At 66.6% G+C, this 20,473-nt stretch carries 11 protein-coding genes; 3 read left to right on the forward strand and 8 right to left on the reverse strand.

Annotation, left to right across the window (positions count from 1 at the left end; genetic code table 11):
- Nucleotides 1-558 precede the first annotated feature (558 nt).
- Both J8F10_RS29790 and J8F10_RS29795 read left to right on the forward strand, forming a co-directional pair.
- Nucleotides 559-1,575 carry a tetratricopeptide repeat protein gene (locus tag J8F10_RS29790; RefSeq protein WP_210660114.1) on the forward strand — a complete coding sequence of 339 codons (1,017 nt, stop codon included), beginning with the start codon at nt 559-561 and terminating at the stop codon, nt 1,573-1,575.
- Between the two features lie 34 nt (nt 1,576-1,609).
- Nucleotides 1,610-3,238: a caspase family protein gene (locus J8F10_RS29795; RefSeq protein WP_210660115.1), complete on the forward strand. Its 1,629-nt coding sequence runs from the start codon at nt 1,610-1,612 to the stop codon at nt 3,236-3,238.
- Between the two features lie 381 nt (nt 3,239-3,619).
- Here J8F10_RS29795 and J8F10_RS29800 read toward each other — a convergent pair whose 3' ends face one another.
- A complete protein-coding gene (locus J8F10_RS29800) occupies nt 3,620-4,597 on the reverse strand; it encodes a WD40 repeat domain-containing protein (protein ID WP_210660116.1) in 978 nt (325 codons plus the stop codon).
- A gap of 31 nt (nt 4,598-4,628) precedes the next feature.
- Nucleotides 4,629-5,315 carry a nucleotidyltransferase family protein gene (locus tag J8F10_RS29805; RefSeq protein ID WP_210660117.1) on the reverse strand — a complete coding sequence of 229 codons (687 nt, stop codon included), beginning with the start codon at nt 5,313-5,315 and terminating at the stop codon, nt 4,629-4,631.
- A 333-nt stretch (nt 5,316-5,648) separates the two neighbouring features.
- On the opposite strand from J8F10_RS29805, the gene J8F10_RS29810 reads away from it, so the two are divergent.
- Nucleotides 5,649-5,849, forward strand: coding sequence for a hypothetical protein (locus tag J8F10_RS29810; protein WP_210660118.1), 201 nt, complete (start codon nt 5,649-5,651; stop codon nt 5,847-5,849).
- 79 nt (nt 5,850-5,928) lie between these two features.
- On the opposite strand, the gene ppk1 is transcribed toward J8F10_RS29810, so the two are convergent.
- From ppk1 to J8F10_RS29840, 6 genes are all read right to left on the reverse strand, one after another.
- Nucleotides 5,929-8,163, reverse strand: a complete 2,235-nt coding sequence (gene ppk1 / locus J8F10_RS29815) for a polyphosphate kinase 1 (protein ID WP_210660120.1) — start codon at nt 8,161-8,163, stop codon at nt 5,929-5,931.
- Between the two features lie 249 nt (nt 8,164-8,412).
- Nucleotides 8,413-9,387 (reverse strand): ABC transporter permease subunit, encoded by a 975-nt coding sequence (locus tag J8F10_RS29820; RefSeq protein ID WP_210660122.1) that lies wholly within the window; start codon nt 9,385-9,387, stop codon nt 8,413-8,415.
- 83 nt (nt 9,388-9,470) lie between these two features.
- Nucleotides 9,471-10,349, reverse strand: coding sequence for an ABC transporter ATP-binding protein (locus tag J8F10_RS29825; RefSeq protein WP_210660123.1), 879 nt, complete (start codon nt 10,347-10,349; stop codon nt 9,471-9,473).
- Nucleotides 10,350-10,498: 149 nt separating this feature from the next.
- Complete coding sequence (locus J8F10_RS29830) at nt 10,499-11,671, reverse strand: hypothetical protein (RefSeq protein ID WP_210660124.1); 1,173 nt, start codon at nt 11,669-11,671, stop codon at nt 10,499-10,501.
- Nucleotides 11,641-18,273: a secretin N-terminal domain-containing protein gene (locus tag J8F10_RS29835; RefSeq protein WP_210660125.1), complete on the reverse strand. Its 6,633-nt coding sequence runs from the start codon at nt 18,271-18,273 to the stop codon at nt 11,641-11,643. Before J8F10_RS29835 ends, J8F10_RS29830 begins: the two co-directional genes overlap by 31 nt.
- Nucleotides 18,274-18,803: 530 nt before the next feature.
- The gene (locus J8F10_RS29840) at nt 18,804-20,447 is read right to left on the reverse strand and encodes a hypothetical protein (protein ID WP_210660126.1); all 1,644 of its coding nucleotides are present in this window, start codon (nt 20,445-20,447) and stop codon (nt 18,804-18,806) included.
- Nucleotides 20,448-20,473: the final 26 nt, after the last annotated feature.

The following is a 20,473-nucleotide window of genomic DNA, read 5'->3' on the forward strand; positions in this document are numbered from 1 at the left end:
AGCGGGTGGACCTTCCTATCCCCGAGAACTCAACGGCCCTGAGTAGCGGTTGTTGCCACTTTTTGGCGAACAGCCGGCGTGAGTTAAGCGCCCACCAGCCGGCTCACGCCGGCCGTTCGCCAAGAAGCGGATTCGTGCAGATTATTCGTGGCAGCGATTGGATTTTTATGTGATAATGCGTATACTATATGTGAAACGCGGCGCAGTATCCAAAACTGACCACCGGCGAGCCTCACAGATATTTGGGCATTCCGGGTGTGAAAAGGTGTGCGGAGGGGCGGAATTGTTAGCAAATGTTAGCCGCCGGCGTGGGCTCCGAAGACGGGCAACAATGCTAATACACATGAAATACCAGCGACTGGTGCGTTCCACCCCGCGCGTATGAGTGCCCTGGGCCGGAAATGTTAGCAAATGTTAGCCGCGGTCCGGCGGCGCCTCGGGTGAGCTCGGGTTCCTCACAGTTTTCAGCGGAATCGCCACAAGCTGCGCGCCGCTCTGGACACCTCCCCGCGCGCGGGGGATAATTGCGAGCGTTGCTCGTGCATTGTGGGGGCGCTCATGGTGTTTGCGGAACAGCCGTCGGCCGCGCTACAAGAAGCGCTGTCGTTGCTCGCCGAGGGGCGCGCTGAGGAGGCCGAGACGGTCGTGAAACGGGCCGCGAAGGTGGCCAAGGGGAAGCACGGTTCCGGATCGCACCCGCTGGCGATGGCGTATGCGGACATGGGCCGGCTGCACCTGCGGATGGGGAAGTTCCAGAAGGCGGTGGCCGAGTTCCAGCACGCGAGCAAGGACGCGATGCCGCCCGACACGCCGAGCCGGCGCGACCGCCTCGGCTTCCTGTACGGGTTGGCCGCGGCGTTCGCCGGGGCGGGCAACTTCGATGAGGCGCAAATGGTCCTGCGCCAGTGCGCGATGTTTGCCAAGCGGCTGTACGGGCCGTCTTCCGCGCTGGCCGCCGCCGCGATCGTGCCGCTCGCCGATGTGACCCTTCGGGCCAATCGGCCGGTTGACGCGCTCCAGATCGCTCAGGAGGCCTACGACACGCTCTGGCGCCTCGGCGACGTGCTCATCACGGAGGTGGTCCCGGTGCGGGCGGAGGCGTGGAAGGCGGCTGGCAAAGCGGACAGCCCGTTCGCCGATCTCGTGAACCTGCCGGACGAGCTGGTGGGCCGGACCGTTGCGAAAGTCATCGAGCGCGCGCCGGACGGGAACCCGGCCCACATGCGAGCGGTTCTCGCCGACCTGCTCGCCCTCGCGGACAAGAAGTACGGCGACGGCCACGCGGTCACGTGCGACGTACTGGCGGCCGTCGCGCACCACGAAGCGGCGCAGGGGGCCGGGGCCGATGCGAGCGTTCGTGCCGCTGCGGTGCGCCGATCGGTGTGGTCGTACACGGTCCGACGGTTAACGGGCGGGCTGCTCGCGAACCTCGAAGTCGAGTTCGAGCCGGACGGGACGCTGCACCTTGTTCCTTACCTCGCCCGTGAACCAGAAATCGGCGAGCCCGCACAACTCGAAGGCGTCCTCACGCAGGCCGTCGATGATTTGTACGCGCGCCCCGTGGTCAGAGCGTAACCACCGCGATCGGCGCGAGCTATCAAGGGCCACCATGCGATTCGCACTCTCGGTTGCAGCAATCTTCGCCCTCGCGCCGATCGTTTCGGCCCAAGACCCTAAAGCACCCGCGCTCCCGCGCCGGGTGCTGTTCGTTCACGTCGGCGGCTACCTGTACCTGAACCCGCTCACGCACTCGGCTCCCGGTGGCCCGGATCGCGTGCGCGCCGTGGCCGATCGCTTCGCCACCGGCTTGCTCACCCCGACCGTGAGGGGTAACGATCAGCTCTTTGTGCTGGCCGACACGCTGACGACGGACGCGCGACTGCCCACCAAAGACGTGCTCGCGAAGGCCCTCGAAGGTTTCTGCACCACGACGCGGCCGCAAGATCGCGTCGTGATTTACTTCGGCGTCCATGCGGTGGAGAAGGACGGTAAGGCGTTCGTCGTACCCATTGATGGCGCGCCCGACGCACCCGAGACGCTGCTGCCGGTCGCGGACGTTTACGCCGCACTGAAAGGGCTGAACGCGGCGCAAAAGGTGGTGATTTGGGACGTGTGCCGACACAACCCGGAGCGGGTGCGCGGGCGCCGTGATCCGGGACCGATGACGGATGCACTCTTCAAAGCACTCACCGCTCCGCCCGAGGGCGTGCAGGCGCTGGTCAGTTGTTCGCCCGGCGAGCGCTCATTGGAATACTCAGCGCCACGCGGACCGGCCGGGATATTCGCGGGCAGCGCGTATTTGGACGCACTACGACACGCAGCGGCCGATACCTCTGCGAAGGCGGCGCCCGGCGATGCCATTCCGGTAGAAGCACTACACAAGTCCGCGTGTCAGTCCGTTGCGACTCTGAGCAAGCAGACGCCGGCATTCACGGGCATCGCCCCCAAGCAATCCGCGGCACACGGCCCGAAGGCCGCGCCCGCGAAGCGGTTCGAGCTTGCCGCGATTCCAAAGGGAACTCCCAGTGCGGATGTGAAAACAATCCTCGACGAACTCGCGCTGCCGCCGTTGTTCGAGGACGATGCCGGGAGTGTTGCGCTGCTGCCGTTCGCGGAAGCGTCGCTGAAGAGTTACGAGCCCGACGTTTCGGTGGACGAGGCACTCAAAAGCGGCGACAAGTACCCGCTCCGAGTCGCGACGCTTCGGGCGCTTCAAGCGGTGCGCGATACGTGGCCACTCACCGCAAAGGAACCCAGGGGCGTCACGCCGTTGGTCGCGCCGGTCGTGGACCGGACCAAGAAGGCGATCAGCGACGCGCAACTGCCGCTCGCCCAGGCGATCACGAAACTGGAAGTCGAACTGGAGGGCTTGCTCGCTGTGGCCGCGAACAGGGCGAAAGAAACGAAGCGGTGGCAGGCCCATTACGACTACGCCGTCGCCGAGGTGCGGCTGCGGTTGGTCGTACTCAACGAGTACAACGTGCTCCTCGCCCGTGTCCGCACCGAGTCACTTCCCGATCTGCCCAGCGGGGCAACGGGCTGGCGGCTCTGCCCGGCCGAGAAGCTCACGTCTCGCCGCGAGGTGCGGGACATGTTCAACGCGGCCCAGGAGGGTTTCACCAAACTGGCGACCGACCACAGAGGGACGCCGTGGGAAGTGCTCGCGAAGCGGTCGCGGGCGTTCGTGCCGGGGTTGCGCTGGGAGGTAGTCGTTCCGCTCAAGGTCGATGAGAAGTGATACGCACTCGTATTGCTTGTTTGTCTTTCGTAGCCGGCCTCTGTCAACGAATTGCAGACGTGGAGCGCCGGCGTTTTTGGTTGTGCCCTCTCCCCTTGCGGGAGAGGGTCGCCGCGCTTCGCGGCGGGGTGAGGGGTTGCTTCCGGTGTGTGGCGACCACCCCTGGTATGTCCGAAGGACCAACAGTGACATGTGTTGAATTGCGGCGCTTCCCGCTTGTGAACAAAACGACAAGCGCCCAATTCAACACAGCCACTCACCCGGTTCGCAAAGCCTCACCACCCTCTCCCGCAAGGGGAGAGGGCACAATCCGAAGCCAACCGACAATCCACGTTTGCAATCCGTTGACGAAGGTCGGATACAGAAGGAGACCCGCGGCCTTCACTCCGCGGTGAGTTCGTAAACCCGGAGACTGTTATCGAAGCACGCGATCGCGAGCCGTTTGCCGTCGGGCGCGTAGGCCACGCGACACGGCCCCTTCGATTCTTTCGGTAATCGAAGAATACGCACCTCTTTGCCCGTTTCTGTTTCCCAAACGCGGACGGTACCGTCCAACCCGCTCGCGGTCGCGAAGTTCTTGCCGTCGGGGTTCATGGCGACACCCGAAACCGGCCCGCCGTGTTTCGTGAGCTTCGCTTCTTCTTTGCCCGTTTCGATGTTCCAAATACGCACGGAGTGATCTTGCCCACCGGTGACCGCACGAACCCCGTTCGGGGCGACGGCCGTTGCCAGCACAAGGCCCTGGTGCCCTTTGAGCGTGTGAATCAGCTTCCCGGTGTCCGGGTGCCACACGCGGACGGTGCCGTCTTCGCCCGCGGTCACGAGCCGCGCGCCTTGCGCATCGAACCCGATCCCGCGAACCGGGTCCGTGTGGCCCTCGAACGTCACTTTCCGCGTCCCGGTCATGACGTCCCAAATGTGAACCAGTTTGCCGCTATTGGCTGCGACCTGTCGGCCGTTCGGGTCGAACGCGACCGCTTCGACCGCGAGGTTCGTCTTCTCCATCGTTTGAAGCAGTTTGCCGGACGAGACGTCCCACACCTTCACCTCGCCGGTGAATACCTCGGTACCCTTTTGCCGCGGACCGTAGCCGCCGGTGACGAGCTTCTTGCCATCGAAACTGAACGCGAGGCCCGTGACGGCTCCCGTGTGGGCTTCGAGCGAGAGCAGTTCTTTGCCGGTCTTTGCGTCCCACACGCGCACGGTCTTGTCCGTGCTTCCCGTGGCGACGGTCTTGTTGTCCGGGGTGAACGCAACGGCGTTAATGCGGTCCTTGTGGCCGCGGACCACGACCGCATCGGCGGCGCGTGCTGGCGCGCTGAAGGTCAGTGCGAGCGCGGCGGCAAGAAGGTGACGCATACTGTGCTTCTCCGCGTGGCGGACAGTTCGTTCACTTCGCGGCGCTGACGTCCGCCTTCTGTGCGGCGTTCCACTGGTCGATGGTCCCGATCGGGAGCCAGTAGTTCGCCGCGACGACGTGGAACGGCCCCTTCGCTGCGAGCTGGCTCACCGCGTCGGTGATCTCGTACTCGTTCCGCGGCGACAGCGGGAGCGTGAGGTCGAACACCTCGCGCGGGAACATGTAGCCGCCGATGTTGGCCAACTGCGGCGGTACTAACCCCGTGGGCTTCTCCACGATCTTTTCGAGAGTGCCGTCGGGGTTGCGGAACGTGATTCCGTAGTGCTCCGGTTCGTTCACGGAGTGCGTGAGAATACCCATCGGCACCGTCGCGAGGTTCGCGAGGTCCGCGCGGCCGATGAGGTCGTCGCCGTTCAGCACCATCACCCGGTCGGACGTGACGGCGCCCCGACAGCTCATGAGCGCGTCGCCGGTGCCGCGCGGCTCGGCCTGTCGGACGGTGGTCCAGTTCTTGACGTGCGTCTGTGTCGCGAGATAGCTTTCGATCTGTTCCGCGAGATAATTGACCACGACCACGAGGCGGTCAACGGGTGGAAGGGCGCCGATGATCCAGTCGAGGATCGGCCGCCCCTGCACGTCGAGAAGGGGTTTGGGGACGGTTTCAGTGTGCGGGCGTAACCGGGTGCCCTTACCGGCGGCGAGAATGATCGCATCCACGCTTGGAGACCGTTGAGATTGAGTGGGGCGCGACCGGTGCGCGCTTCACAATCAGTCTAGAAAGGGGAGCGGGAGAAACCGCGTGGTTCGGCGAAAACGAGTGAACCCGGGCAACGGGGGCCGTCGATATAACCGGCGTCGGGTGCGGTAGCGGCGGAGTCCAACACCCACCCGACCGCTGGTGGTTCGCGCACGGAAGCGGGCCATTAGTGCGTTCACCCTCCCGTGCCGCCGTCGGGTCGGGCGCTGGTACCACCGGCGTTCTTCCCGGCGGCGGCCGTGGGTGGCCGGTTCCCATTTTTCGACTTCAACAAGCCACGGACGGTTACGGTCATGCGCCGATACATCGCGTTGACGTCAGTTCTCGCCGCGCTGGTTGCCGCGCTCGGCTGCAGCCACGTCGGGGGCAAGTGCGACTGCGGGTACAACCCCAGCGACTACCAAATTACGGGGCCGACGAACCCGTACCCGTCGGCCCCGGCGCCGGCGGTGCCCGCGAAGCCGACCCCGCCGAAGGGCGGCGGGAACGAGTGACAGAAGTTGAGTGGCCTGAGTGCGGGGCCGGAGATCGGGTCGGGTGAAACCGATTCGACCTCCGGTCCTTCTTCTGCGCTTACCGGCGCTTGGTTCGGCGCACGGGCTTGGGTGAGATAGGTGCGGACGGGGGTGGGGGCGGCGGTTCGTTGGCCTGCTCCAGGAACCGCGTTTGGCTCCGCAGTGCGATCTGCCCCTCGGGGGGCATCACACGGTGGTAGTGCCCGTCCGCTAGTAGCTCGCGCGCCTTTGCCGTGTCCGCGAGGGTCGTCCGAAGTATATCAATGACCCGCTGTTTCAGGTCCGGCTGCTCGATCGGGAACACCACTTCCACGCGCCGACTCAGGTTGCGGTCCATCCAGTCCGCACTGCCGACGAACACTTCGGGCGTGCCGCCGTTCTCGAAGTAGAAAATGCGGCTGTGTTCGAGGAACCGGTCCACCACCGAGATGACGCGGATGTTCTCGCTCACTCCCGGGATGCCGGGGCGCAAGGAGCAGATCCCGCGGCACGCGATGTCGATCTTCACCCCGGCCTGACTCGCGCGGTACAGCGCCTTGACCACCGCCGGTTCCAGAATGCCGTTGACCTTCACCAGCAGGCGCGCCGGTTTGCCGGCCTTGAGGTTCGTGGCCTCGCGGTCGATCTTCTCGATCATCTGCGCTTGGAGGCGCGCCGGGGCGACGAGCAACTTCCGCATCGCCGGCAGTGTGGTGCTGGCGGTGAGGTGGTTGAAGAGGAGCGTCGCGTCTTCGGCCACTTCGGGGTTGCAGGTGAACAATCCGAGGTCCGTGTAAACGCGCGCGGTCTGCGGATTGTAGTTCCCGCTGCCCAGGTGGACGTACCGGCGGATGGCGTGGTCCTCGTCGCGCCGCACCACGAGCGACACCTTGCAGTGCGTCTTCAGCCCGACGAACCCGAAGACGACGTGAACCCCGGCCTTTTCTAGTTCCCGCGCCCAGAGGATGTTCCGCTCCTCGTCCATGCGGGCCTTCAGTTCCACAACGGCCGTGACCTGTTTGCCGCGGTCGGCGGCGCGCTGGAGCGCCCGGACGATCGGCGAATCGCTGCTCGTGCGGTAGAGCGTCTGCTTGATCGCGAGGACGCGGTCGTCGGAGGCCGCGGCCTCGATGAACTCGACCACCGGGGCGAAGGACTCGTAGGGGTGGAACACGAGCACGTCGCGCCCGCGGATGACCGACCACGGGTTGCTCGCCTGCGCGAACGCGGCCACGAGTGCCGGTGTAAATGGCGGGTCGCGCAGGTCCGCGAATCCGGGCACGGCGAGGAGCTGGAACAGGCCCGTCAGGTCGAGCGGCCCCGGGGCCGGGTACACGTCGGCCGCGTTCAGGTTCAGCCCGTCGGTGAGGAACAGGTGCATGTCCGCCGGCGCGTCGGTGTCGATCTCCAGGCGCACCGGGTGCCCCCGGCGCCGCGCGCGGACGTGTGCCTCGATCTCTTCGAGCAGGTCGTCCACTTCGTCGTCGAGCTCGTACTCGCTGTCCCGCGTGACCCGGAACGCGACCGCCGGACCGATCTCGAGGCCCGGGAACAGCTCCTTCAAGTGCAGGCGGATCGCGTCTTCGAGCGGCAAAAATGCGTGCTGGGTCGGTGGGAGGGGGGCGGGGCGCGAGGCGAAGGGGATCACACCCGAGGTCTCGCCGTTCGTGCCCGACTTCGCTTTCTCACGGTCCTCGCCCGGTGCGGGGGCCTCGCTCCGGGCCGCGGGTAGGGGCAGGAACCGCGGGAGCACACTGGGCACCTGAACGACCGCGTAGACGGGGTCGGCGTCGTTGGGCCGGTGCAGGAGGACGGCGAGGTTGAGCGACTTGTTCTGGAGGTGCGGGAACGGGTGCGCCGGGTCGGTCGAGAGCGGCGTGAGCACGGGGAAAATTTCCCGCGTGAACAGGTCGCGCACGTGCGCGCGGTCCGCGTCGCAGAGCTGCTCGGCGGTGCGGAGCCCGATCCCCCGCGCGGCCAGCGCCGGGAGCACCTCCTCGCGCAGCACCCGGTACTGTTCGCCCACGAGCTCGCGCGTGGTCGCCCGCACCTGCTCCAGTTGTGCCCGCGGCGGCACTTGATCGGCCCCGGACCCGATCGGAATGTTCGCGTGGACCTTCTGCTGAATCCCGCCCACCCGGACCATGAAGAACTCGTCCAGGTTGGAACTGAAGATCGCGAGGAACTTCAGCCGCTCCAACATGGGCACGGTCGGGTCTTGGGCCTCTTCCAAAACGCGCCGGTTGAACGCCAACCAGCTCAGGTCGCGGTTGGTGTACAGGACGGGGTCGTCGAGGTTCGCGGGCGGTTGCACGGCGCTCTCCAGACTGCGAGCCGATCCACAATTAACGAACCAGTATACGCATTTTCTGCAAACGCGGGACAGGGCAACTGCCGCAGCCACGAAACGAGAAAACCCCACCGTATTTTGGCTTGCGCCTCGGTACGGTGGGGCCGGAACAGAGAAGAGGCAGAACTTCTGGGTATACTGAGCGGGCGCGCAAAAGTTGTCAACGCCAACTGAGAGGATTTTTCCCGTACACCCGCCGCCCTCGTTCGTAACTCATAGCGGGGCCGGGAGATCGCGGCGGGTAAATACCCGCAGCGCGATCGCGTACCCGGCCGCGCCGACCGCGAACAGTACCCCGACCGCCGGCACGGAGAAGCTGCTCCCGAGGTTCCACGTCTTGTTGAGGTCGATGGTCCAGGCGTCCGCGATCATCGCGCGCTGCGGTTGGTAGTAGTAGAAGAACGTGAACGGGCGCAGGAACCCGGCCGGTTCCCACAATTGGCCGATCGTGTTCCCCACGAACATCACCACCAGCACCAGTACCGCGAGGCCCACCACCTTCCACCGGCTCCGGCCGAACGCGGACATCGCGAGCGTCATCCCGCTGATCGCGAACATCAGCGCGAGCGTGTTGACCAACCCCGGGATCTCGCCCATTCCGCTGACCTCCAGCGGGGTCGTGTCGCGTGGGAAGTTCTTCAACTGCGGGATCTCGTCCAGTGCGGCGTAGTTCGGTACGAACGGCCCGGCCGTCGCGAGGCCGAACTGCGTCCCGGCGAAGAACGCCAGACACAGCGCGGGCAGCACGACGCAATCGACGATGAAGTGTGCGAGCAGCAACCGGTTCCGCGGAACGGGCTGCGACATGAGCAGCTCCATCGTGCCGCGATCGAGTTCGCCGGCCACCGCGCCGGCCCCGCGCCCCACGCACCACACCACGCACAGGACGAGTAGCACCGGGTGCAACATACCAATAGAGAGGAACTCCGTCGGGCGCTCGAAGTTGATCTCGCCCCACCCGAGGGCGGCCTGGGACACCTTGGTCGGCCCGCGCATCATCAGATTCTCGAACCGCTTCGGGTCGCCCATTGCGACCGTAGAAACGATCTTGAACATCGGCGCGATCTCGGTCGTCACGCGCTGCGTGATCTTCACCCAGAGAGTCGCGAACGCGAACAAAATGATGGATACGGCGATGAACGCGGGGCGCACGTCGCGGAGCAGCTTGCGAACGAGAATGAAGGTCATGTGCGCCTCCGGCGAACGGCTGGTGAGAGTGACACGTGCTCTGCGAGTTCCGACCAGCCGGCTCGCACCGGCCGTTCGCCCGGTTAGCCGTGGAATTTCTTGTAGATCGGCGTCAGGCCCTGCGGTTCGATCACCAGATCCGCGAGCGGTTGTTTCGCGAGCCAATCGAGAAGCGCCGGGAGCGGGCCGCGGAACGTCAACTGGAGGCGCCCGTCACGGCTGATCGCGTCCGCACTGAGGGGCGAGCCGTCGGGTCCGGTCGCGGGTCGTGTGCCGGTTAGCTGCGCGCTCACGCTCCGGCCCTCGCGCAACGAACTCATTTCCTGCGTGTGAACCAACTCGCCCCGGCGCAGGATCGCGACGCGGTCGCACACCGCTTCGACCTCCTGGAGCACGTGCGACGAGAACAGAACCGCCTGGCCGCGGTCGCGGGCCGCTTTGAGTTGGTCGAGCAACTCGTCGCGCATCGTGGGGTCGAGTGTGTTCGTCGGCTCGTCGAGGATGATGAGCGGCACCTTCGGCACCAGCACCGCGAGCAGCGCCACCTTCCGCTTCATGCCGCTGGACATCTGCGTGAGCGGGCGGTCGACGTCGATGTCCAGTTTCTTCGCGAGGTCATCGACTTCCGTGCCCGGTGTACCGCCGCGGAGCTGCGCGAGGAACGTGACGAGTCGGCGGCCGGTCATGGTGTCGTAGAGGCGCAACTCGCCGGGTAAATACGCGACCCGTTTGCGCGCCTCGACGCTATCGGCCCAGCAATCGAACCCGCCGATACGCGCGCGGCCGGCCGTCGGGCGGAGGAAGCCGAGCACGAGCCGCAGCGCGGTGGACTTGCCCGACCCGTTGGGGCCGAGGAGCCCGACTACCTCGCCCGGGGCGACGGAGAGGGTGAGGGCGCTCAGCGCGCGGAACGGGCCGTAATCTTTTGTTAAGTTCTCGGTCGCCAGTATCGGCTCGGTCATGCGCTTCCCGGGTTCGCACAGCGGACAGGTGCATTGTCGGGCGCGGGGGGACAAAAGCGAGCCGGGCGCACCAGAGCCCGGAGGTTTTGCGCTTCGAGAGCGCTACGCCTCCGGGCTCTGGTGCGCCCGGCTCGCTACGAACCATCAGGCTACTGTCGTGTGGGCAGCGTGATGGTCAGTGGAGACAGTCCTTCCGGCAACGGCATCGGGTTCACGGGAGCTGTTCCGGGCAGCGCGTTCGGACCCGCACCTCCCGACGGAACCGTGCCCGGCTGGATCGGCATCATGGCACCGTTCGGCTGGAACGGCATCATGGGTGCAGACCCGTTCGGCTGGAACGGCACCATCGCGGCGCCGCCCGACGGAAGCGGCATCATGGGCGCAGACCCGTTCGGCTGGATCGGCAGCATGGCCGGGCCGGGTAGTTGTGCCGGCCCGCCGATCGGGATCGGGGCGCCGGTCGCGCCGGAATTCGGTACCACCCCACTCGTCGTCACCCCGCCCAGCCCCGGCAGGGAACCGGTACCACCCGGTTGACGGTTCCCTGCGGGAACAATCGGCGTCGACACGTTCGATTTTTCGGCCCACATGCTGGCACCTTGTGGCCCGCTCGCGTCGAGCGTGATGCTGTTCGGCGAGGCGAACAGCGTGTGCCCCGTCGTGTCCGGGTCGTACCGGGCGGAGATCCGCACCCGCGTGACGTCCGGCGTGTACGTCGGCCACGGGAGGAACAGCACGTAGCTCTTCCCGAACGTTTCGTCGCGCGTCTGCAGGTTCCGCAAGATCTCCTTGCTGAACTGCCACCGCTCCGGTTTGGCCGCCGGTTGCCCCGCGGGTCGCGGGGTCTCGTCGATCAGGTCCACCGTGAGCGTGCCGTCGGCCTGTGCGAACTCCAGCTTCGTTCCGCCGAAGAGGAACATCTGGCCCACGATGCCCGGGCTCATGCGCCCGCTGCGCACCGGATCGGGCAGTGAGGCGATACGGGGCTGCCAGCCGACCGCCATCTCGGTCGCGACCACCTTGCGTTCGGTCCGCCCGGTCAGTTTCGCGAGCGACGAACCGGTTCCGGTAGCCGCCTGCGGGGTGACCACGGGCGTCAACGACACTGCGGAAGCCGGCACTACCGGCCCGCCCGGTGTCGCGGCGGACACCGGGCGGGTGGTTTCTTGCGGGGGCGGTAGCACGCCCGGCTGCGTCACGTCGGGCTTCTTCGCCTCGCTCTTCACGTCGGCCTTCGTGCCCGTGCTCGTACATCCACCAGCGAGGGCCAGCATACCGGCCGCCAACGCGATCAACGGAAGATGTTGTTTCCGGTGTTCCATTGCGTACCCTCCGTGGTTTTGGGAATCGGTTTCTTGTCGGCCGGTGGGGTATCCTTACCCGCTGCCGGTTGTGGTTGAACGGGGGCCGCCGGGCCGGGATTGGGGCTGCCGCCGACCATGTTGAACCCGCGCCCCGCGGTGCTCGGAGCCGCGGGCACTCCCGGTAGCGGTTGAACCGCGGCCGGGGTGCCGGGGGCGGGCTGCATGACGTAGCCCACCGGAGCGGCCGGCTGCGTGTACCCCGGGGCCGTTGGTGCGGGCGGCACGAAGCCCGATTGTGTGGAACTCGTGGGCGCGAAGGCTGGTTGCGTCGCGCTGACCGGCATCACGCCCGCAGCGGGCTGATTCGGCCACAGTTGCGGGGCCGCTCCGGTCGCCCCCGGCAGGGGAGGGAGCGTCACCGCGCCCGGGACGGGTTGGCTACCGACCGGTTGGCCCGGCATCGGGACCATCGGTTGAACCGGCTGGGTCGGCATCATCGGCAGGATGGTCGCACCACTCGGCGGCATCACGTTGTTCGACTGAGCCGCCCCCGGCTGCGCGCTCGGTGGGATGTACGCCGGTTGCGGCGTGCCCGGTTGCAACATGCCCTGCGCGGCGCCCGGCTGGTAGGCCGGTACACCGTCGAGCGGAATCGGGTTGAACGTGCCAATGTAACTGGGGCCGGGTACGGGAGCTTGTCCCCCCAACTGCGGTGCGCCCACCGGTACCGGGCGGGCGCCCTGGGACGCCGGTCCCATGACTTCCATCCCGTGCCCGTGCATCGCGCCCACTTCGGGCAGGCACCACTTCAGTTTGGCCGATTCTTCCGCCAGGATGCGGGCCTGGTCGTACTCGCTGCGGACGATGTGCGGCGTCATGATCACCAGGATCTCGCGCCGCTGGATCGTGTGCTGGCGGTACCGGAACAGCGCCCCGACGTAAGGAATGTCCTTCATGTACGGGATGCCGGTCTCGGTCCGGTTCTCCAGTTTGCTAATCAACCCGCCGAGGACGATCGTTTCCCCGTCCGAGGCGAGCACGGTGGTCTGCACCGTCTGCTGGTTGAAGACCGCGGCCTGGATACCGCCCACGCTGACGGCGCCCGGCTGCACGCTGGACACGGTCGGCTCGACCCGCATGAGTACCTTGCCGTCCGGGTTCACGCGGGGCGTGACCTGGAGCGTGATACCGATGTCGATGTAGTTGATGCCCTGTTGGGCCAAACCGTTGGTGATGGTGGACCCGGTCGCGACCGGGAACTTCTGGCCGACGTTCATGTACCCGGTCTGGTTGTCCGCCACCTGCACCTGCGGGCGGCTGAGCACGTCCACCCGGCCCTGGGCCTTGAGCGCCCGGACCAGCAGGCTGAACGTGTCGCTGGACGCGGAGAACACGAACCCGCCGACGCCCTGCGTGGGCGACGTCCGGCCGACGCCCAGGTTGCCCAGCCCCTGGAACCCGACCGTGCTCTCGCTGACCGTCACGTTCGGCAGCGCAGAGGTGTTGTTGAAATTCAACCCCGTACCGCGGTTGAACAGCACCGGGGTCTGGAGCCCCAGTTCCACGCCGGCCTCTTCCGTGTTGTTCAACTGCACTTCGGCGATCGTCACCTGGATCACCACCTGCGGCGGTTGCGAATCGATCTTGTCGATGATCCGCTTGATTTCGGCGAAGTATTGCGGGGTCGCGCTGATGAGCACCGTGTTACTCACCGGCTCGGCGATCACCACCACGTTGCGCTGGAGCTGCTGGTAGGCGCTCGTGAAGTTCGTCGTGTAGACCTGGAGCGAATTCGTGAAGAACGTTTGCACGGCGGTGGCCACGTCCGCGGCGGCGGCGTTCCGCAGCTTCACCACCTCGTTGGACCGGGACTGGGTCTCGGCCCCTTCCAACCGCGCGACGATGGCGCGAATGGTGTCGAGGTCGTTGAGCGAGCCGGCCACGATGAGGCTGTTGGTACGATCGTCGACGGACAACCGCAGGTCGATCAGTGAGGCCCCGTCGGACGGGTTCCCCTGAAGGATGAGCAGCGGGCGCGATTGGGTCGTCCCGCCGAGCCCCCCCTGCTGGCCGATGCCGGTAGTGGCCTGCCGCCCCTGGCCGGTGAACAGTTGCGCGATCAGGTTCGCCGTGAGGGTCGCGTCCGCGCCCTTCGAGAGCTGGAACACGTTCACGTAGGACCGGGCCGCCGCGACCGTGTCGAGGTTCTCGACCAACTGCTCGATCATCTTCATCGTCTCGGCCGGGGCCGCGACGATCAGCGCGTTGATCCGCGCGTTCGAGACGATGTGGACGTCCGAAAGGAACCCGGTCTCGTAGGTCTTCCCGTCCTTCGCGGAGTAGAACCGGATCGCGGTCGTTTTGGTGTGGATGCCGCCCGCGCTACCGGTCCCGATGGTCGGGACGAGGGCGTTGATCTGCGCGACCTGCAGGGCCCCGTTGAGCCCGCCCTGCTGCCCGCCGATTTGCCCCTGCTGGCCCTGCTGACCGAGCTGTTGTCCACCGATCTGGCCGCCCTGTTGCCCGCCGATCTGTCCCCCGAGGCCGGTCAGTTGCCCGCCCCCGAAGATCGCCTGCCCGCCGGCCGTTTGTGCGAGCGGGCTGGTGAACGTCTGCTGCGGGCGGGGGTCGAGGACGTTCGCGGTGAGCGCCTGGCTCAGCACCTGGCCGAGTTCGTCGGACAGCGCGTTCTTGAGGCGGAACACGCGCATGTCGTTGACGGCTTTCGACACGGACGTGTCCATCAACCGGAGCAGTTCCTCGGCGTCCTTCAGGTCGCCGTTGCTGCCCTGGACGTACACGGTGTTGCTGAGGATGTCGAACGTGACGCGGAACTGGTTCCGCTGCAGCGACTCGCCCGGGTAGCGCGAGTTCCAGAAGTTCTGGAGCTGAGTCGCGACGATTTGCGCGGACGCGTTCTTCAGTTGGAACGCCTTGAACGGGGCGCCGGTCGGCTGATCGAGCCGCTTCAGCTCCTTCTTCACGTCATCGAAGCGCGCCTCCGGCGCGACGAGGAGAATGGCGTTGAACCGCGGCAGCGCGAGGGCGCCGACGTTCTGCGAGCCGGCGGCGCCGGTCGCGCCCTGGTTGCCGAACCCGCCGCCGGGCGCGCTCACCCCGGTACGGGCCGCCGGGACGTAGTTCCCGTTCTGCCCGATCTGGACGCGGGTGAGGAGCGCGTTGAACGTGTCGGCGATGTAGTTGCAGTCGGCGTGTTCGAGCTGAACGATCTCGATCTTCGGTTGGACCTCTTTGGCCTGGCGCTGGAGCAGCTCGATCAGTTGGAGGACGATCTCCAGGTCCTTCGCGTCCTGGGAGCGAAGGACGATGGAATCGAACCCCGTGATCGGGATCGCGGTGATCGTGCCGCGCGGGGCCGCGTCCCCGCCGCTCGCTGCGCCCGGGCCGGGTTGCGCGCCCGGGTACCCGGGCGGTGCGACCGGCGGGGCCATAGTCGTGGGGAGGGCGCCGCCGGGCACAATGGGCTCCGGCTGGCGCGCGCCGATCTGCACGACGTCGTTGAGTGGTTTCGGGGGCGCCGGTCGGTTGTAACCGAAATCCGGCGCATCGACCATCGGGTCGTAAATCTTGGAGACGGCCGAAGGGGCGTCCTTGCCCCGGTAGTCAAAATTTAAGGGGCCCTCCGTGCCGAGGCTGGCTTGGCGCCCGCCCCCGCGGGTTGCTCCCCCGCCGCCCCCACCGCGGTTCCCTCCTCCGCCCATTCCACCACCACCGATCCCGCCGCCGCCCCCGCGGTTCCCACCGCCACCGATCCCGCCGCCACCACCGAGGCCGCCTCCGCCGAAGCCCCCGCCTCCGAACCCGCCCTGGCCGCCACCGAACCCACCCTGGCCTCCCCCGAATCCGCCCTGACCTCCGCCGAGGCCCCCGCCGCCCTGACCGCCCTGGCCGAAACCGCCGCGGTTACCCTGCTGCTGACGGGTGTCGCGGCCCTGCATGGCGTTGATCGCCTGCTGAACCACGTTCGGGTCGATGCCCTTGAGCTGGACCAGTTTCACTGTTTCGGTGGTGCTGATCGTGGCGTTGTCCAGGTGCAGCGCCAGTTCCCGGATGTCCTGGTACAGCGGCTCGGCGCAGACCAGTAAGAGGCTGTTGCTCCGGTCGTCCACCGAGAGCGAGAGCGCCGGTGGGCGCTGCTGTTGCTGCTGCCCGCCGCCGCCACCGAGTGCGGCCGCGGCGAACGGGTTGAACACCGGCAGTGCCCCGACCTGCCCGCCCCCGGTGGGGGACATGGCGCTGCGGTACAATTCCCGGATCCGCGTCGCGACCTCGGCCGCGTCCGCGTTCTTGAGCGGGAGGATGTACGTCTTCATGACCACGGCGGAGTCGTTGGGTCCGCCGTCGATCGCGCCCTCGAGCAACTTCTCGATCATCACCACGTCGAGCGGGCTGGCCTTGACCACGATCACGGAGTTGCTGCTCCGCTCCGCGACGACGCGAATGCGCCCCGGGGCGGGTGCGGCCGGTGCGCCACCGCCACCGAGCCCCAGCAGCGCCAACGGGTTCAGTCCGCCGCCCAATCCGCCGCGCCCGCCGCCCTGTTGCTGCTGCTGCGGGCCGTTGAAGATCTCGGTCAGCTCGCGGGCCGCGTCCTCGGCGGCCACGGACTTCAGCCGGATCACCTTGAACAGGTTCTCGTCGACCTTCGCGCCCTCGGTGGTGACGTACCGGGCCAGTTGCGCGAGCACCTCGAGCGCCTTCGTGTCGTCGCTCTGGATGATGAGTTTTCCGCCGGCCACGGTGATGGTGATCGGCTTGTCTTCCTTACGTTCCGGGTCGCTGATCTGCGCGGCGATCAGGAAGTCGCGGCCGGGCAGTTGGTCCCGCGTGCCCAGGGTCGGCGGTTTCGCCGGTGCCGGCAGCACGGGGGCCGGTTGAAGGCTCGGCGGTGATTGGAGCCCCGGTTGCGGGAACGCGCCCGTCGGCGGTTTGAGCACCGGCGGTTTCGGGTTGAGCGGGTCGTTGATGATGACCTTCTTGCCCATCCCCTCCATCGCGCGGCCGAGGAGTTCGGCGACGACCGCGGCGTTGGCGCCCCCACCGAGACTGATGGTGCGCGAGTTCGGCAGAATCGTGGGGCTGCTCGGATTCGTGTCGAGCCCGGTTTCGCCGAGGAGCTTGAGGACGTTCTTCGCTTCGGCGATCTGCGCCGCCGTGCCCTTAATCAGAATTCCCGGGGTTACCCCGGTCTTCTGAGGCTCGATGCTCGGTCCGCCGGCGAGCGTGGTCGGGAACAGTTTCACCAACTGCGCCGCCGCTTCGCCCGGATCGAGGGCGTTAAGCGCGATGAACACGGTCTCCTGGGCCGTCCCGCCCGGTTGGTCGAGACCGAGGTACGCCGCCACTTCCTTCTGATCGAGGGGCGCAGCGGACACCAAGATCTGGTTCTGGGCCGGGAGCGCGACCGCTTGCACCCAAGGGAATTTCGTCCCGATGTTCTTGGCGAGTTCGGCCGCGGCGCCGGCCGACACGGTGTACGTCCTCATCACCGGGTCGGCCGCTTTCAACTTCTCCTGTCCCGGGAAGAGCGGACGGTCCTGTTCTTCAATGATCTTCTTGGCGAGGCCGATCTTGTCCTGCGGCGCGGTAACGAGGATCGCGTTCCGGCGCGCGTCCACCGCGATCTGCACGGTCTTCACCCGCCCGCCGCCCGTAGCGGGTGCAGCGTTCCCGCCGCCGGGGGCGCGGCGCGGGTCACCCCCGCCGCCCTGCCCCCAGCGCGGATCGAACCCGCCCCCGCCCTGCCCCCAGCGCGGATCGAACCCCGGCTGCATCGCTTGCGCGCCGGTGATATCGACCTTCACGTCGTTGCCGGCCATCAGCGTCTTGAGCGTTTCGGCGATCTCCTGCGGGCGCCGGTACTCGCACACGTGGTTCAGCGAGTCCGCGCCCTTGTTCTTGTCCACGATGTCGTCGAGCGTCTTCTGGATGCGCGCGATGTTGCCGACCGTGTCCTGGATCAGCAGCGCGTTCGGCTTGATGAGCGGGAACATCGTGCCGAACGGGGTGAGCATCTTTTTCAGCTCTTCGACCGCGTCCTCGACCACCATGCCCTCGACGGGGACCACGACCTGCACGATCTCGGTGCGCCCGCGCTCGGGCAGCTCGCCGAGCGTGACGCGCGGGAGCAGGGTCGGGTCGATCTTCTCGTCCGACGGCTGGATGAAGAACGTCATGTGTCGGCGAATCAGAATGAACTTCTGCTGCATCATCGCCTCGTTGATGAGGTCGGTGACTTCGCCGATGGTGAACTTGCGGTCCTTGCCCGGCTTGATGGCCACGGTGCCGGTCGGCTTGACGGTGGTGATGAGCGTCAGCCCGGTTTCCTTCGAGTACCAGTCGAGGACTTCGTCCCAGCCGGCCTTCTCGAAGTTGATGCTCACCATCTTCGCGGGCGCCGCCGCGGGAGTCGCAGGGGCCACCGGCGCGACGGCGCCGGGCATCCCTGGGACCGGCATGGTCGCGGGCTGGGCCAAGGCGCGATCGATCGGCCCGGTCAGCCCGGCGGCCGCGGCGAGAACGCCGGGCAGCCACTTGCGGAGCTTCAGGAGCTTCCAGAACGGAACCGCTCGCAGGCGCGAGCCGCGACGCTGACCCATAACATCCCCCAGAAACTGCGAAGCTCTCGTGGACCGGGTTCCCCCGCCGCTCGGTCGCGGCGGGTTCGCGGGCGCCCGTTCCCCAACGAGCGGTCCGCCGAACCGACGAGAGTGTTCACACACGTGATGAGGCTGAATATCGTCCGTCACCGGGGCCAGCAACGGGAAACTGCCGAAGCAAGGGAACTTTTAATCTAACCCCAGTTTATCTCAGTTGCCGCGCCAACACACCGTTAGATCGGAATGAGAGAATGCGGCAAATCTGGGTGGGCACGGGCACTTGGGTCGGGCTCGAATTTGGCGCGCCGAGTGCAAACTCGGGTCGGGGCTTCTCTGCCGATTGGTACGACGTCGTGTCGGGGAGAGGTCGGAACGCGATCCGAATCGCTGACCGAAAGCGGAACCGAAGTGGTGTGCTGATTTCTTCGTTGCGGGCGGTCTCGTTTTGTTGCGCGTGCGACGAACCTCGTGGTACAGCACGCGCAACAAAACGGGAACGCCCGACTTTTTGCTCGGCGGGATCTCGGTCCTCACGGGTTGCTGATCGCAGCCACTTCGACCATCGGGCCGTTGTCCGCGGCCTGCTTGAGAATCTTCTTCGCCTCGGGGTCCGGGATCAGTGTGATTGTCGCGAGCGACTGCCCGACGGTCCACCGGTAGAGCTTGGCCGGTGTGGACGCGACCCCCGCGGCCATGTTCCCCGCGATCGCCGTGATCGGGTTGGCCGGCCCCTGTTTGGGCGGTCCGCCCTTACCCGGCCAATTGGTCGGGCCGGCCTTCGGTTTCGCCGCCGCGGTCGGCTTCTGGTCTTCGAGAACCAGCGCGTCGCCTTCGACCGCGACCACTTTGAACGTGCGCTTGGTTTTGCTGTTGTCGTCGGAGATGACGAGCACGCCGTGCGCGTCAGTGTCATCTTCCTTCTTCTTGTCCTTGATGTAGTAGTACTTGCTCACGACCACCTTCTTGCCGTTCACGTCGATCTCGTACCGCTGGCGGTTCGCGGCGTCGCGGATCGCGGCCGACGCGGTGCCGTCCGAACGGAACGTGACCATCGTGAGGATGATCGCCGCGTCCACTTCGGGGCGCTTGTCTTCTACGTTGCTCGCGACCTTTGCTGCTTCGACAGAAATTTTGAACGAGGTCTTCTCGACCTTACCGTCGGCGGAGGTCGCGATGACCGAGATGGTCTCCGTGCCTTCGCTCGCGGAGGTTTTGGGCAACTCGATGGCGAGCGCCTTCGGATCGACCTTCAGCGCGCCCGAGGGGAACAGCGTGCCCGACGCGATGGCCGTGACCTTCGTACCCACGGCGCCTTCGCCGCTGACCGCGACCTTCACGGGTGACGGCTTTTCGTCCTGGACGATCTTCACGTCCTTGATCGGCGAGAGCTTGAACGCGGGGGGGGGCGCGAGCGGCCCGTTGAACGGGTCTTTCAGCACGATCAGGCTGTAGTCGCGGCCCTTGGCGAGCACCGAATTCAGCACCTGGGGCGAGATGCCGCGCCCGTACTCCTTTTGAGACGTCATGGTCGCGTACAGCCCGCCGCCCCCGATCGCCCCGAACGCGGTCGGGATCTGGAGCAGCGTCTTCCGGTTCTCGGCGCCGTCCACGATGATGGCCTCGGTGGTGAGGTCCACGGTGAGGTCGTTGCGCTTGCCCGTGCCCTTTGCGCCCTCGTCTTCTTTCTTGATGCTGAAGTGCGTGATCTGGTGGAGCAGCCCGAGTTCGTAGTAGCCCTTGAGGAAGTCCTTCACGACCCACATGTCGGCCTTCTTGATCTGCACCGCGTAGGCGATGCGCGTGTAGACCGGCTTGCCCTTGGAGATCTCGGGCACCTGGCGCGCGGTGTTGTCCACCACCTTCCACGAGATGGTGTACCCCTTCGGGGCCCCGGCCGCGTCCAGCAGGCGCCCCAGCGCGACGACGTACTCGCCCTTGGCGAGGTCCGCGTCGGCGGGGAGGCTCCGCGTGCGGGCCGCGGCCAGCTTCTTGGCGCTGGCCACTTGTGCCCGCTCGTCTTTCTCCAGGTCGTCGATCTCTTTTTGGATCGTTTCCTCGGCGGCTTTCTGCTGCTGGAGCGGCGACCAAATTAGCAGGTACCCGCCGGCGGCGCCGACGCCCAGCACCATGAGGCCGATCAAGAGGAGGGCCAGTGTTTGTTCGCGGGAAGTCATCGGATCGGGCCTTCGGTCGCGGTGAT

The sequence above is a fragment of the Gemmata palustris genome (assembly GCF_017939745.1).
In the GTDB taxonomy this organism is placed as follows: Bacteria; Planctomycetota; Planctomycetia; order Gemmatales; family Gemmataceae; genus Gemmata; species Gemmata palustris.

Excerpts from the sequence above, each read along its gene's own strand:
- J8F10_RS29825 (WP_210660123.1), bottom strand. The coding sequence starts at position 10,349 with ATGACCGAGCCGATACTGGCGACCGAGAACTTAACAAAAGATTACGGC.
- J8F10_RS29790 (WP_210660114.1), top strand. The coding sequence starts at position 559 with ATGGTGTTTGCGGAACAGCCGTCGGCCGCGCTACAAGAAGCGCTGTCG.
- J8F10_RS29830 (WP_210660124.1), bottom strand. The coding sequence starts at position 11,671 with ATGGAACACCGGAAACAACATCTTCCGTTGATCGCGTTGGCGGCCGGT.
- J8F10_RS29840 (WP_210660126.1), bottom strand. The coding sequence starts at position 20,447 with ATGACTTCCCGCGAACAAACACTGGCCCTCCTCTTGATCGGCCTCATG.
- J8F10_RS29810 (WP_210660118.1), top strand. The coding sequence starts at position 5,649 with ATGCGCCGATACATCGCGTTGACGTCAGTTCTCGCCGCGCTGGTTGCC.
- J8F10_RS29795 (WP_210660115.1), top strand. The coding sequence starts at position 1,610 with ATGCGATTCGCACTCTCGGTTGCAGCAATCTTCGCCCTCGCGCCGATC.
- J8F10_RS29820 (WP_210660122.1), bottom strand. The coding sequence starts at position 9,387 with ATGACCTTCATTCTCGTTCGCAAGCTGCTCCGCGACGTGCGCCCCGCG.
- J8F10_RS29800 (WP_210660116.1), bottom strand. The coding sequence starts at position 4,597 with ATGCGTCACCTTCTTGCCGCCGCGCTCGCACTGACCTTCAGCGCGCCA.
- J8F10_RS29835 (WP_210660125.1), bottom strand. The coding sequence starts at position 18,273 with ATGGGTCAGCGTCGCGGCTCGCGCCTGCGAGCGGTTCCGTTCTGGAAG.